This window comes from Pseudomonas violetae (assembly GCF_023072615.1).
Taxonomy (GTDB): Bacteria; Pseudomonadota; Gammaproteobacteria; order Pseudomonadales; family Pseudomonadaceae; genus Aquipseudomonas; species Aquipseudomonas violetae.
Map to the genome: position 1 here is coordinate 283227 of NZ_JAKNRW010000002.1, position 13895 is coordinate 297121.

Annotated in this window: 12 protein-coding genes; 10 read left to right on the top strand and 2 right to left on the bottom strand. The window is 62.6% G+C overall.

The genetic code is table 11. The features are described from left to right. The first annotated feature begins 51 nt into the window (after window positions 1-51). The 10 genes from L9059_RS03505 to L9059_RS03550 all read left to right on the top strand — a co-directional run bounded on the left by L9059_RS03505 (window position 52) and on the right by L9059_RS03550 (window position 13209). Complete coding sequence (locus tag L9059_RS03505; protein WP_247287648.1) at window positions 52-405, top strand: hypothetical protein; 354 nt, start codon at window positions 52-54, stop codon at window positions 403-405. Window positions 406-697: 292 nt separating this feature from the next. Next, complete coding sequence (locus tag L9059_RS03510; RefSeq protein ID WP_122839725.1) at window positions 698-1657, top strand: AAA family ATPase; 960 nt, start codon at window positions 698-700, stop codon at window positions 1655-1657. 5 nt (window positions 1658-1662) lie between these two features. After that, on the top strand, window positions 1663-2607 hold the full coding sequence (locus L9059_RS03515; RefSeq protein ID WP_247287650.1) for a DUF58 domain-containing protein: 945 nt from the start codon (window positions 1663-1665) through the stop codon (window positions 2605-2607). Continuing rightward, window positions 2604-3098, top strand: coding sequence for a DUF4381 domain-containing protein (locus L9059_RS03520; protein ID WP_247287652.1), 495 nt, complete (start codon window positions 2604-2606; stop codon window positions 3096-3098). Before L9059_RS03515 ends, L9059_RS03520 begins: the two co-directional genes overlap by 4 nt. Then, a complete protein-coding gene (locus L9059_RS03525) occupies window positions 3091-4170 on the top strand; it encodes a vWA domain-containing protein (protein WP_247287663.1) in 1080 nt (359 codons plus the stop codon). Before L9059_RS03520 ends, L9059_RS03525 begins: the two co-directional genes overlap by 8 nt. Further along, window positions 4167-5909, top strand: coding sequence for a VWA domain-containing protein (locus L9059_RS03530; protein ID WP_247287672.1), 1743 nt, complete (start codon window positions 4167-4169; stop codon window positions 5907-5909). Before L9059_RS03525 ends, L9059_RS03530 begins: the two co-directional genes overlap by 4 nt. Beyond that, window positions 5906-7546, top strand: a complete 1641-nt coding sequence (locus L9059_RS03535) for a BatD family protein (protein ID WP_247287674.1) — start codon at window positions 5906-5908, stop codon at window positions 7544-7546. The genes L9059_RS03530 and L9059_RS03535 overlap by 4 nt, the downstream gene beginning before the upstream one ends. An 82-nt stretch (window positions 7547-7628) precedes the next feature. Further along, window positions 7629-8873 carry an exonuclease SbcCD subunit D C-terminal domain-containing protein gene (locus L9059_RS03540; RefSeq protein WP_247287684.1) on the top strand — a complete coding sequence of 415 codons (1245 nt, stop codon included), beginning with the start codon at window positions 7629-7631 and terminating at the stop codon, window positions 8871-8873. Continuing rightward, window positions 8870-12511: an AAA family ATPase gene (locus tag L9059_RS03545; protein WP_247287686.1), complete on the top strand. Its 3642-nt coding sequence runs from the start codon at window positions 8870-8872 to the stop codon at window positions 12509-12511. Before L9059_RS03540 ends, L9059_RS03545 begins: the two co-directional genes overlap by 4 nt. Next, window positions 12508-13209, top strand: a complete 702-nt coding sequence (locus L9059_RS03550) for a glutathione S-transferase (RefSeq protein ID WP_247287688.1) — start codon at window positions 12508-12510, stop codon at window positions 13207-13209. The genes L9059_RS03545 and L9059_RS03550 overlap by 4 nt, the downstream gene beginning before the upstream one ends. 11 nt (window positions 13210-13220) lie before the next feature. On the opposite strand, the gene L9059_RS03555 is transcribed toward L9059_RS03550, so the two are convergent. Beyond that, window positions 13221-13478 carry a hypothetical protein gene (locus tag L9059_RS03555; RefSeq protein WP_247287689.1) on the bottom strand — a complete coding sequence of 86 codons (258 nt, stop codon included), beginning with the start codon at window positions 13476-13478 and terminating at the stop codon, window positions 13221-13223. Next, complete coding sequence (locus L9059_RS03560) at window positions 13475-13696, bottom strand: hypothetical protein (protein WP_247287691.1); 222 nt, start codon at window positions 13694-13696, stop codon at window positions 13475-13477. The genes L9059_RS03555 and L9059_RS03560 overlap by 4 nt, the downstream gene beginning before the upstream one ends. Window positions 13697-13895 lie beyond the last annotated feature (199 nt).

Genomic DNA, 13895 nt, shown 5'->3' on the forward strand with positions numbered 1-13895 from the left:
CAAAATCTCCCCTCACCTGCCAACCCCCGCGCATCGCCCCAGGACCTCCTCATGCAAATGACCACCTCCCTATTAATCGTCAACCCATGCGATGACGAAGAAGACAACATGGCCATGCTCGCCTGTCACAGCGATCACGGCGAGATGTTTCTGATGACCCGCTACCCGGACGAAGACGCGCTGGATATCACCCTGGACGGTGAGCCTTCGACTCTGGAAGGCGTAAAAGTGACCCTGAGCCCTACCCGACTGCTGATCGAAATTGCACCTGGGGATGTCGATGCGCTGAATGGGGATGATTCGCTGGAAATCATTCACAGCACGCAGGCCAGTGATCTGGCGGAAGTGGAGGAAACCTTGCAGAACATTCTCAAGGGGACCGGGACCTATATCAGCGAGCTTTGATGGTGTTCAGACGGGCCTCATCGCGGGCAAGCCCGCTCCCACAGGTTTCAGCGATGTGCTTGCGATGTATGTAACACATCAGATCCTGTGGGAGCGGGCTTGCTCGCGAAGAGGCCCGAAAGACCACTACAAACCTTCAAACCGCACAAAACCCCTACAATTCCCCCCTTCATTTCCTCCCTCAAACGCAAAAAGCCGTTAGTCGCCACCCCCCGCCATGCATTAAAGTAACGCCCCCAGCCCTCGGCGTTATCGGAACGTCTGCGGTCGCCCTTTCCAGGAACAGTCATAGATGGAACATCGTGAAGCGCTGCTCGCGCTGCGAACCTTTCTTTCAACGCAGATTCTCGGCCAGGAAAAACTCATCGAGCGCTTGCTCATCGCCTTGCTCGCCGACGGCCACATGCTGGTCGAGGGCGCTCCCGGGCTGGCTAAAACCAAGGCCATCAAGGAGCTCGCCGAGGGCATTGAGGCACAATTCCATCGAATCCAGTTCACTCCCGACCTGTTGCCCGCCGACATCACCGGCACGGAGATCTATCGTCCGGAAACCGGCAGTTTCGTGTTCCAGCAAGGCCCGATTTTCCACAACCTGGTGCTGGCGGACGAGATCAACCGGGCCCCGGCCAAGGTGCAGTCGGCGTTACTGGAAGCCATGGCCGAGCGCCAGGTGAGCGTTGGGCGCAGCACCTATGACCTGTCGCCGCTGTTTCTGGTGATGGCGACGCAAAACCCCATCGAGCAGGAAGGCACCTATCCGCTGCCCGAAGCCCAGCTTGACCGCTTCCTGATGCACGTGAAGATCGGCTTCCCGGATGCCGCAGTCGAGCGGCGGATTCTGCAGCAGGCCCGCGGCGAAGCGCTTAACGGCGAAACCAAACCTGAACGTCGGGTAAGCCAGCAGGCGATCTTCGCTGCGCGCAAGGAAATCCTCGGTCTGTACATGGCTGACGCCGTAGAGGAGTACCTGGTGCAACTGGTCATGGCCACCCGCACCCCGGGCAAGTTCGATCCGGAGATGGCCGAATGGATCGCCTATGGCGCGAGCCCCAGGGGCTCGATCGCCCTTGATCGCTGCGCCAGGGCCCACGCCTGGCTCGCGGGTCGCGACTTCGTCAGCCCGGAAGACATACAGGCGGTGCTGTTCGACGTATTGCGTCACCGCATTATTCTGTCCTTCGAAGCTGAAGCTGCAGGCATTGACCAGGACCGTGTTGTCCAGCGGATTCTCGACGTCGTAGCTGTCGCTTGACCCTGATGAACAGCCTTGCGCTGCCCGAGCCGGGCGTTCGTGTCAGCCTCGCGGAGTTGATCGAGATGCGCCACCGCGTGCGCGAAGTTCAACTGTTTTCCACGCCGAGCCAGCGCAGCCCGTTGATTGGCCTGCACCATTCCAAGCTGCGCGGGCGTGGCGTGGATTTCGATCAGGTGCGGGTCTACCAGGCGGGGGACGATGTACGCACTATCGATTGGCGCGTGACCGCCCGCACCCAGGAACCGCACACCAAGTTGTTCCATGAAGAGCGTGAACGGCCGATTTTCATCATGGTCGAACAGAGCCGCCGGCTGTTTTTCGGCTCCGGACTGATGTTCAAGTCGGTTCTGGCCGCCCAGGCTGCGAGCCTGATCGGCTGGGCTGCGCTGGGCCACAACGACCGGGTCGGCGGGTTGGTGTTCGGCGACAATGAGCACTACGAGATCAAACCGCGACGCAGCAAACAGAGCTTGCTACAACTGCTCAACCGCCTGGTGCGGGTCAACCAGTCATTGCACACCGAGGGCGAGACCCATCGCGACGCCCTCAATCTGGCCCTGCGCCGCGCCCGGGAAGTGCTGCGCCCGGGCAGCCTGGTGATCGTCATCTGCGACGAGCGCGCCCTGACGGAGGGCTCCGAGCAGCAACTGAGCCTATTATCCCGTCATTGCGACTTGCTGCTGCTGCCGCTGTCCGATCCCCTAGATCATGCGCTGCCCGCTGCCGGGCTGCTGCGCTTCGCCGAGCGGGGCGCACAACTGGAGCTGGATACCCTCAATTTCGACCTGCGCCAGGCCTATCGTGCCCAGGCTGAAACGCGCATCGCCCGCTGGGAACTGTTGGCGCAGAAGTTGCGGGTGCTGCTGATGCCACTGAGCACCCAAAGTGAGATGGTTGAGCAGTTGCGCGAGTACCTGAACCCGCAAAAAGCAGGGAAAGGTCGATGAGCAGCCTCGATCAATTGCAACCGTTGATCACCCCGTCACCGATCGGTTTCTGGCCACCCGCGCCCGGCTGGTGGCTCTTGCTGTTGCTGCTGCCACTGATCGGTTTCGGCCTGTGGCAGCTGCGCCGGTTGATGCCGCACAAGCGCCCGATCGTGCGTGCCGAGCAACCGCTGGACCCGGTGCGAGTCGCCGCCCTGGCTGAACTGGCCCTGATGCCCAAACCCTACGATGGCGCTCCGGCCGGCGCCTGGTTGCAGCAACTCAACGGGCTGCTTAAACGCCTGTGCCGCAACCATTATCCCTATAGCCAGAGCCACACGCTCAACGGACGCAAATGGCTGGCTTTCCTCGATAACCGCTGCCCCGCTGCCGGCCTGACACGCTGGATGGTGCTAGTCGAAGGCGCCTACAAGCCCGAGTGCAAACTCGACGACAAGGCCATCGCTGGCCTCACCCAGGCTATCGATACCTGGATTCGCAAACATGTTTGAGTTCGCCTGGCCGTGGATATTTGTCCTGCTGCCGTTGCCCTGGTTGATGCGGGTACTGCTGCCGGTGGCCGACAGTGGCGAGCCCGCATTGAAAGTCAGCTTTCTCAATGATCTGGAAGGCCTGGCTCGGCGTCGTGCCCGGGCCAATCTCCCGACCTGGCGCCAGCAGACACCGTTCATTCTTCTATGGCTGCTGTTGCTGATTGCCGCGGCGCGCCCGCAATGGCTCGGCGAACCGTTGCCGATTGCCGCCAGCGGCCGGGATCTGCTGGTGGCCGTCGACGTATCCGGTTCCATGGATTTCCCCGACATGCGCTGGCAGGACGAAGACGTCAGCCGCCTGGACTTGGTCCAGCACCTGCTAGGGGATTTCCTCGAGGGTCGCGAGGGCGATCGGGTTGGCCTGATCCTGTTCGGCAGCCAGGCCTACCTGCAGGCCCCGCTGACCTTTGACCGTCGCACCGTCCGAGTGTGGCTAGACGAGGCGCGTATCGGCATCGCCGGCAAGAACACCGCCATTGGTGATGCGATCGGCCTGGCCCTGAAACGCCTGCGATTGCGCCCGGCCCAGAGCCGCGTGCTGATCCTGGTCACTGATGGCGCCAACAATGGTGGCGAGATCGACCCGGCAACTGCCGCACGTCTGGCCGCCAGCGAGAGCGTGAAGATCTACCCGATCGGTATTGGCGCCGATCCCGAGGAAAGCGGCACTGCGGGTTTTCTCGGCGTCAACCCGAGCCTGGACCTGGACGAGCCGTCCCTCAAGGCGATCGCCCAGGTCACGGGCGGCCGCTACTTCCGCGCGCGCGATGGCAAGGAGCTGGAGTCGATCAAGGACACCCTCGATCAGTTGGAGCCGGTGACTCAGCAACCGACCCAGGCGCGCCCTGCCCAATCGCTTTATCATTGGCCACTGGCACTGGCGCTGGTATTGAGCATATTGCTCGCGGCCCGTGAGCGCTGGCCGAATAACCTGGTGCAACGCCTGTTCACCAAGGATCTGTTCTTGCAATCGCAACTGCCCGACTGGCGCAAGCGACTAGAGCGCCTGCGGCTGCGGAGACGTCGATGAGCGTGCTCTGGCCCTTTTGGTTCCGTCCTGCCTGGCTCCTCGTATTGCCGCTATTGGCCTGGTTGCTGTGGCAGCTGTGGCACCGGCAAAAACGTGCCGGACGCTGGCAGATGATTTTGCCCCCGGCCTTCCATGCGGCACTGCTCAGTGGCGGCAGTGGACGCGATAGCAAGCTGCCTTGGGTCGTCCTTGGCCTGGCCTGGACGCTAGGGCTTCTGGCCCTTTTGGGGCCAAGCTGGGAGCGCGTCGAGCAAACCAGCCAGACACCTGCCGACCCACTGGTGGTGGTGCTGGAATTGACCCCTGAAATGCTCGCCACCGACGCGCCGCCAAACCGCCTGGAGCAAGCCCGACGCAAGCTGTTCGACCTGCTGCAGCATCGCAGCGATGCACAGACGGCGATCGTCGTCTATGCCGGCAGCGCCCATACACTGGTTCCCCTGTCCGACGACCTTGCCACCAGCCGCAATTTACTGGATGCACTCAAGCCATCGCTGATGCCCCAGGCAGGACATCGCGCTGACCTGGCGGTGGTCAAGGCGCTTGAGCTACTCAAGCAGGCGGCGCTTGGTGACGGGCGGATCCTGCTCATTGGCTCGACCCTTACCGAGCAGGAACGGCAGGGTATTCGGCAGGCCCTGGGCGACAAGTCCACGCAGTTCCTGATGCTCGGCATCGGCACCGCCGAAGGAGCGCCGATCACCCAGGAGGATGGCAGTTTCCTCAAGGACGGTCAGGGCGCGATCCTGGTGCCACGTCTTGACGAGCCCAGCCTCAAAGCGTTCGCCAATGCCCTGGACGGCCGCTATCGCCACGCTCGCTTGGAGGACACCGACCTGCGCGCGCTGGGGCTGTTTGACGGTCCGCAGGCGTTGCGCGATGACGGCCAGACCCTGCGCCTCGACACCTGGGCAGATCAGGGCCACTGGCTGTTGTTACCGCTCCTTTTGCTGGCGGCCTGTGCCGGCCGTCGTGGCTGGTTGTTCTGCCTTCCGCTGCTGTTCCTGCTGCCCCAGCCGAGTTATGCCTTCGAGTTTGAAGACCTGTGGTTGCGCCCTGACCAGCAAGGTCTGCACTTGCTCAAGCAGAAGCGCCCGGCCGACGCCGCACAGCACTTCGAAGATCCACAGTGGCAAGGTGTGGCGCTCTATCAAGCAGGCGACTTCAGTGGCGCCGCCCAGCGATTTGCCCGGGGCGACGACGCACACGCCCATTACAATCGCGGCAACGCCCTGGCTCGCAGCGGTGAACTGGAAGCAGCACTGGACGCCTACGAACAGGCGCTGGAGCGCCAGCCGGATTTGCGCCCGGCGCTGACCAACAAGGCGCTGGTTGAAGACCTGCTCAAGCAGAAAAACACCCCGCCACCGGTCGAGCCGCAGCAGGAAGCGGACGACCCCTCGCCGGCTCCAGAGCCCGAGCCGGTACCCGGCGCAGCGACCCAGCCGACCAACGAAGGTGATTCGCCAAGCGATGCGCGGCAGGCCAGTCCGGAGCCCGGCGAGGGAGAACCGACCACCCCGCCAAAACCCGGGGCCAATGAAGTACCTGGCAGCGAGCTGGGAGATGAACAGCACACCACGCCACCGTTGCGCCCGACGTCCGAGGCGATTGACGGCGAGCAGCGCCAGGCTCTGGAGCAATGGCTGCGCAAGATCCCGGATGACCCGGGAGAGTTGCTCAGACGCAAATTCTGGTATGAACAGCAACAAAATCAGGATCAGGGAACCATTCGATGAGCCGCTTCACCGCCTCTTTGTTCGCACTACTGTGCTACACCGTTCAGGCCCAGGCGGCGAGCCTGGTTGCCAGCGTCGATCGCGGTCGCCTGAGCTCCGGCGAAACCGTGGAGCTGACCCTGCAATCAGACGATGTGACCCAATTCGGCAAGCCAGACCTGGCGCCACTTGAGCCCTTCTTCGAAGTACGCGGTACCCGCCAGGTCAACCAGTTGAACACCCTCAACGGTGATAACCAGGCAACTACCCGCTGGATCGTCACCCTGCTGCCTCGCCACAACGGCAGCGTGATCATCCCGTCGTTGCAGCTGGGCGATGCGCACAGCGAGCCACTCACAGTGCAAGTGGTCGAGAGTGAAACCCAGGACGGCGCGAAAAAGCTGCGACCGGTATTCCTCGAAGTCAGCCTGGACCAGACCAGCGTGTACGTGCAGGCCCAGGCGATCCTGACTTTGCGCATTTACCACTCGGTGTCGCTGTACGATGACAGCAGCCTGACGCCCTTACAGATACCCGATGCGCGCATCGAGCAATTGGGCGAGTCGCGCACCTACGAGAAAGTCATCAACGACCTGCGCCACGGCGTGATCGAGATGCGCTATGCCATCTACCCGCAACACAGCGGCGAATTGACCATCCCGGCGCAGGTGTTCAGCGCCACACTGGTCGATACTCAACCGGCCCAGGACGGCGACGCCCAGGCGCCGAAATCCGGAAAACTGATGCGCGTTGGATCGCCCGCCATTGTGTTGGACGTCAAGGCCAAGCCCGCCACCTGGCCCGCCGACGTGCCCTGGCTGCCGGCACGCAGCGTCAGCCTGAGCGAGAGCTGGAACCCGCCAGCGGACCAGGCCCAGGTGGGCGACTCACTGACCCGCAGCCTGACCCTGAAAGTCGAAGGCCTGGCCAGTTCGCAGCTGCCACCGCTGCCCGCGACTGAGATCAACGGGTTGCGCCGCTATCCCGATCAACCGGTACTGTCCAACCTGAACAGTGAACGCGGACTGGTCGGCAGCCGGGAGGAGCGCGAAGCTCTGGTACCGATCCACAGCGGTGCGATCGAGTTGCCTGCGGTCGACGTGGTCTGGTGGAACACGTTCGAAGATCACCTGGAGCACAGCAGCCTACCTGCACAAACCCTGCAAGTGGCGGACAATCCAAGCCTGGTGGTCGACACCCCGGCGAGCACCCCGCAAGCCATGAACATCGCCGACAGCGAAAGCCTGTGGCGGTGGAAACTCAGCACCTTGATTCTGGCGTGCACCACCTTGCTGGGATTTGGCCTGTGGTGGCGTGCCCGCTGGCAACCGGCAATCCTGCGTGCCGCGCAAACCGGCCCGAGCCCACGCACCGTGCTCGACGAGCTCAAGCGCGCCTGCCAGGCCAACGACTCCCACGCCACCCGCCAGGCCTTGGATGCCTGGGCTCGCCAACAACCGGAAACCCTGGCCGACATGGCTGCACGCTTCGTGCCGCTGTCCGATGCCCTGGACGGGTTGAACGGCGCCTTGTACAGCGAGGCAGGTCAGTATTGGCAAGGGGAGGATTTGTGGCGAGCGATCAAGGCGATTCCAATTGCCGAGCGGGTGCAAGATCCAGTGAGTGACAGTGGGTTGCCGCCGCTTTATCCAAAGTAAACCCGATTGTCAGTAAACTCTCTCCCCTTTCGCCGCTTTCATTGCTCACGCGGCCATCACCTTATTTGCAACGGAGTTTGCCTTGCGTCTGTTCCACACCTCCGACTGGCACCTTGGGCAAAACCTGCACGGCCAGGAACGCGATTTCGAACACGGCTGCTTTCTTGAGTGGCTGCTGCTGCAGCTGAAACTCGATCAGCCCGATGTGCTACTGATTGCCGGCGACGTGTTTGACACCGTCAACCCGCCGGTCAAGGCCCAGGAGCGCCTTTACGACTTCATCGTCAGCGCCCATGAGCAGCAACCCAAGCTGACCATCGTGATGATCGCCGGCAACCACGACTCCGGTTCACGCATCGAACTGCCCGCCCCCTTGATGCGCCGCTTGCGCACGCATGCCCTGGGCCGGGTGCTGTGGCTCGATGACGGACAGCTCGACGCCGAGCGCCTGTTGCTGCCCCTGCCGAATGCCAAGGGCAAGGTCGTCGGCTGGTGCCTGGCACTACCCTTCCTGCGCCCGGCGGAAGTCACTGGCGCGCAGTTGGGCGACAATTACCTGCGCGGGATCGGCCAGGTGCATGAATGGTTGATCGCCGCCGCCAATGCCAAGCGCAAGCCCGGCCAGGCGCTGATCGCCATCAGCCACGCTCACATGGCAGGCGGCTCGGTATCCGAAGACTCCGAACGCAGCCTGATCATCGGCAATGCCGAAGCGCTACCGGCCAGCCTGTTCGGCCCAAGCATCAGCTATGTGGCACTGGGTCACCTGCACAAGCCCCAGAAGGTCAACGGCGAAGAACGGATCCGCTACAGCGGCTCGCCGATACCCTTGTCGTTCTCCGAAATCGGTTATCGGCACCAGATTCTCGACATCACCTTGGACGGCGAAACCCTGGTCAGCGTCGAACCCAAGCTCATCCCCCGGGCGGTCAACCTGCAGCGCATCGGCCCGGCGCCGCTCGCGGACATCCTGCTGCAACTGGCCGACTTGCCGAATATCGACCTGCTGGCTGACATTCAGCGCCAGCCTTGGCTGGAAGTGCGGGTGCGCCTCGACGAACCGCAACCTGACCTGCGTCATCAGGTCGAGACCGCCCTGCAAGGCAAGGCCGTGCGCCTGGTGCGCATCGCCGCCGAATATGCCGGCAATGGCGGCCGCGACAGTGCCGATGACGCCACCGCGCTGATCGAGCTGGACCAGCTCACGCCCCAGGAACTGTTCAGTCGCGCCTGGCAGGACAACTACGGCAGTGAGGTCGATGAGCAGACGCTGAAAGACTTCGGCGAGTTGTTACAGGATGTGCAGACGGAGAGCGAACAGCCATGAAGATCCTAGCTATCCGTCTGAAAAACCTCGCCTCACTGGCCGGGCCATTTGAAATTGACTTCACCGCCGAGCCGCTGGCCAGCGCCGGACTGTTCGCCATCACCGGGCCCACTGGTGCCGGCAAAAGTACCTTGCTCGATGCCCTGTGCCTGGCGTTGTTTGGCGCCGTGCCGCGGCTGAGCAATGCCCAGGTGTCCGCCAAGGCCCCCGACGCCGACGGCGAAATCAGTACCGGCGACCCTCGCACCCTGCTGCGGCGTGGTACTGGCGAAGGTTATGCCGAAGTCGACTTCGTCGGCATCGACGGCCGCCGCTACCGCGCGCGCTGGGAGGCCAATCGCGCTCGGGAGAAAGCCGGTGGCAAGCTGCAGGCCAGCCGCCAGAGCCTGCGCGACCTCGACCAGGATCAATTGCTGGCCAGTCAGAAAGTCGAATTCAAGGTCCAACTCGAAGCGGTGCTGGGCCTGAACTTCGAGCAGTTCACCCGTGCCGTCCTGCTCGCCCAGAGCGAGTTCAGCGCCTTTCTCAAGGCCAACGACAACGAACGCAGCGAACTGCTGGAGAAACTCACCGACACGGCCTTGTACACTCGCCTGGGTCGTCGCGCGTTCGATAAGACCAAGGACGCCCGTGAGGCCCACAAGCTGCTGCAGGACCAGGCCACAGGCGTGACGCCGCTGCCACCCGAAGCTCGCGCCGAACTGGATGAACGTTTCAACCAGGCGCAGCAGCAACTCAAGAACCAGCAGGCGCAACTCAAGCAGCTTGAGCTGCAGCACACCTGGCTCAAGGAGCTGCGCCAGTTGCAGGACGAACAACTGGGCGCCAACGAACAATTGACCAGCGCCGAGCAGGATTGGCAGCACCTGACCGGCGATCGTTTGAAGTTGACTCGCCTGGAGCAACTGGCGCCACAAAGACACCAGTTCGCCCGCCAGAGCGAACTCATGGCCCGGCTTTCGCCGTTGGCTGCGCATATTCAGCAGCAGACCCAGCAACAACAGGATCTGCAGGCGCGGCAGACGCAACTCGAACAGAGCCTGGGCAAAACACAAGCCGCGCTGAGCGAAGCACAGGCTCAGCACACATCGGGCGCACCGCTGCTGCGCCAGGCCTTCGAAGCGCAAAGCAGCCTCGCCCGCCTGATCAAGGACACTGGCCTCAGCGCCGACCGTAAGCAGCAAGCCGAACAGGCTTGCACCGAAGGTCAAAACACCATTCAAGGGCTGCTCGACCAACAGCAACGTGTGGTCGAACGCCTGCAGCGGATTGGCGCCGAGCTTGAGCAAAGCACTCACCTGGCACCGCTGAGCGACGCCTGGAATGCCTACCGAGACCGCTTGCAGCAATTGATGCTGATCGGTAATCGCCTGAACAAGGGCCAGGCGGAGCTGGCGTCCCTGGAGCAACACGCCAGCCATGCCGCCGCAGAATGGGCCGGGCAAAAACACAATCTGGAAGTGCTCTACAAAGAGGCTGGCGCCGAGCCGGAAGCGGTGGCGGAACAGATCCAGTTGCTCGGCAATCTGTTGCAGGACAACCGCAAGCAACTGCGCGCATTCGAAGAACTGACGCGACTGTGGGCCAGCCAGCAGGCGCTCGACCAACGTGTCGCCGAACTGCAGCAGCGCCAAGCCGCAGCCCAGCAGGAACGGGAGCGGCTGACCCAGGACGGGGTCAAGACCAGGAATGAACTGGCCGTCGCCGAACAGACCCTGACCGTCACCCGTGAACTGCTCGAGCGCCAGCGCCTGGCCCGCAGCGCCAGTGTGGAAGAGCTGCGCGAGCAATTGCAGGACGGTCAACCCTGCCCGGTCTGCGGCAGCCCCGACCACCCCTATCATCAGCCCGAGGCGTTATTGCAAAGCCTGGGTCGCCATGATGAGAGTGAACAAGCCAACGCGCAGCAAGCGGTGGATGCGCTCAAGGAAAAGCTCACGGACCTGCGCACCGAAGTGGGCGCGGTGATTGCCCAGCAAAAGGAGTTGCTGCAACAGCAGGAACAACTGGTCGCGCAACAAAGCAGCCTGGCACCGAGCCTCGAAGCGCACCCGCTGTCGCCACAGCTTTTCAATCAGGACGCCGGCCGGCGCGATGCCTGGCTGACCCAGCAGAATAGCCAGTTGAACCAGAGCATCAGCCAGGACGAACAGCGGCAAACCGCCCTGCTCACCCTGCAACAGGACGCCGCGAGCCTGCAACAGCAGCTGCGCAACGCCGAGACCGCGAGTCAGCAGGCGACCCAGCACCTGGCCAACCAGCAACGCGAGCTGGGCAATGATCGCCAGCGCCTGGATGAGGAACTGAGCGCCTTCAGCACCCTGCTCCCGGCCGAAACGCTGGACGCATTGCGCAACGAGCCGGCCGCGACCTTCATGCAGCTTGACCGGCAGATCGCCCAGCGCCTTGAACAGCTTGATCAACAGCGGGACGAACTCAGCGAACAGCAGCAACGCCAGCAGACGCTGGAGAAGGAACAGGATCGCCAACTGACTCGCGTCCAGCAACTGGAAGCGGCGCTGCAGCAGTTCAACTCACTCGCCGAGCAGCAACAGGCTTGCCAGCAGCAGCTTGCACAGTTGTTAGGTGCCCATGACAGCGCCGAACACTGGCAACAGCAACTGGACCAGGCCGTTGAGCAGGCGCGCAATGCCGAAGCGGCAGCCAGCCAGGAGCTGCAATCGGTACGCACGCGCCTTGTGCAGTTGGCCGCCGAGCTCAAGGCGCAGCAAGAGCACCTGATCGTCCTGGAAACTGAAGAACGCGAGCTGCGTGCGAAGATCGTCGACTGGCGAGCCTTGCACCCGGAGCTCGATGACGGGGGGCTTGAACAGCTGCTGAGCGTCGACGACCAACAGGTCAGCCAATTGCGGCAACGCTTGCAGCTAAACGAAAAAGCCCTGGAACAAGCCAAGGTGCTGCTGCACGAGCGCGACAAGCGGCTGGCCAGTCATCAGGCGCAGCACAGCGGCAATCTGGACGCTGAGCAACTGTCGACGGCGCTAGCCGAGCTGCAGGGCCAGCTCACCGCCAGCGAACACCTGTGTGCCGAATGGCGCGCCGAGCAGGCGGAGGATCAACGCCGGCAGACCGCCAATCAGGCGCTCGCGCAACGAATCGCCGACGCCTATACCGAATACCAGCGCTGGGCGCGGCTCAGCGCCTTGATTGGCTCGGCCACCGGCGACACCTTCCGCAAGATCGCCCAGGCCTACAACCTCGACTTACTGGTGCACCACGCCAACGTGCAATTGCGCCAGTTGGTGCGGCGCTATCGCTTGAAGCGCGGTGGCAGCATGCTCGGTTTGCTGGTGATGGACACCGAGATGGGCGATGAACTGCGCTCGGTGCATTCGCTATCCGGCGGCGAGACCTTCCTGGTGTCGCTGGCCCTGGCCCTGGGCCTGGCATCGATGGCTTCGAGCACGCTGAAGATCGAGTCGCTGTTCATCGACGAAGGCTTCGGCAGCCTCGACCCGGAATCCCTGCAGCTGGCCATGGACGCCCTCGACGGTCTGCAGGCCCAGGGGCGCAAGGTGGCAGTCATTTCCCACGTACAGGAAATGCATGAACGGATTCCGGTGCAGATCCAGGTCCACCGCCAGGGCAACGGCCTGAGCACCCTGGAGGTGAAATGATCACGCTCTACTCCTTCCGCCGCTGCCCCTACGCCATGCGAGCACGCATGGCCCTGCGCTACTCGGCGCTGGCAGTGAGCATCGTCGAGGTCAGCCTGAAAGCCAAGCCACCCGAGATGCTGGCATTGTCGCCCAAGGGCACGGTGCCGGTGCTGAGCATCGACGACGCGGTGATCGATGAGAGCCTGGCGATCATGCGCTGGGCACTGGCGCAGAACGACCCGCAGGACTGGTTGCTCAAGGACGACCCTGCCGGTCAGGCGCAGATCTGTACGCTGATCGAGGAGAACGACCAGGTGTTCAAGGTGCACCTGAATCAGTACAAGTACGCAGAGCGTTATCCCGAACAGCCGATGGAGTTCTACCGAGCCGAGGGGGAGGTGTTCCTACGCAAACTAGAGGGGTTGCTCGAAGGCCGGGGTCTGCCAACAGACTGTGGGAGCCAGCCTGCTGGCGACGGAGTGTCGGGCAAAGCTGCATCAACTGACAGGCCATCGCGCGCAGGCTCGTTCCCACAGGGAAGGGATTATTTATTGGGTGACCATTGCAGCCTGGCAGACGTGGCACTGATGCCGTTCGTGCGGCAGTTCGCCCATGTGGATCGCGAGTGGTTCGCGGGGACACCTTACGTGCGGTTGCAGGCGTGGCTGCAGAGGTTTCTGGAATCAGACCTGTTTACCGCAGTCATGAAGAAATAGTCCGAGCCCATTCAGGCAAACACCTCGCACATCTGCAACACCGAGCAATCTACCTGGAACGGTCCGAAAAAATCGCCTGGCCGCTTGGCGGGAGGGTTTCCGGCCAATAGCCCCAAGGCCTTGGCCGTCTGGATATTGTGAGCCATGTTGTGATTGGCTTCGATGGACCGCGCCACAGAACCCGCTGAGCCCTGCCCGATTCCCGCCAACGCCGCGCCATTGGTCATGAACGCCAGAAAGGCAATGACCCAGAGTCTAACTCCTTTCATGATCCCGCCACTCCCGCCACTCCCGCCACATTCGCCTGATCGACCATGGCGTTCTGCACGCGGTGTTCAAACTGGATGCCGGGGTGAGCGACTTGAATCGGTGCTTCGAAATCGTGCTGCGTGTGCGCCGAGATACTGACGACCGACACCAGAACCACGTACAGACCGATGGCCAGGTAGGCGCCGTGTTTGGCGGAGGTGAGGATTGTGCTGGCCATGGTGTTCTCCCGTGGGCATGTTTCAGAGCCCAAAGAATCGTTGAAAAGTGCATCGGTAACCAGCAAGGGATATCTATAGTGACTATCAATTTCGTTGATCGTGAATCTTCGACTGCCTGTCCTTCAGATAATCATGAAACCTGATAAATCCCCGCCCACAAACGCGTTATGCAGGAGCGACCGCACTCAAGACCGATCG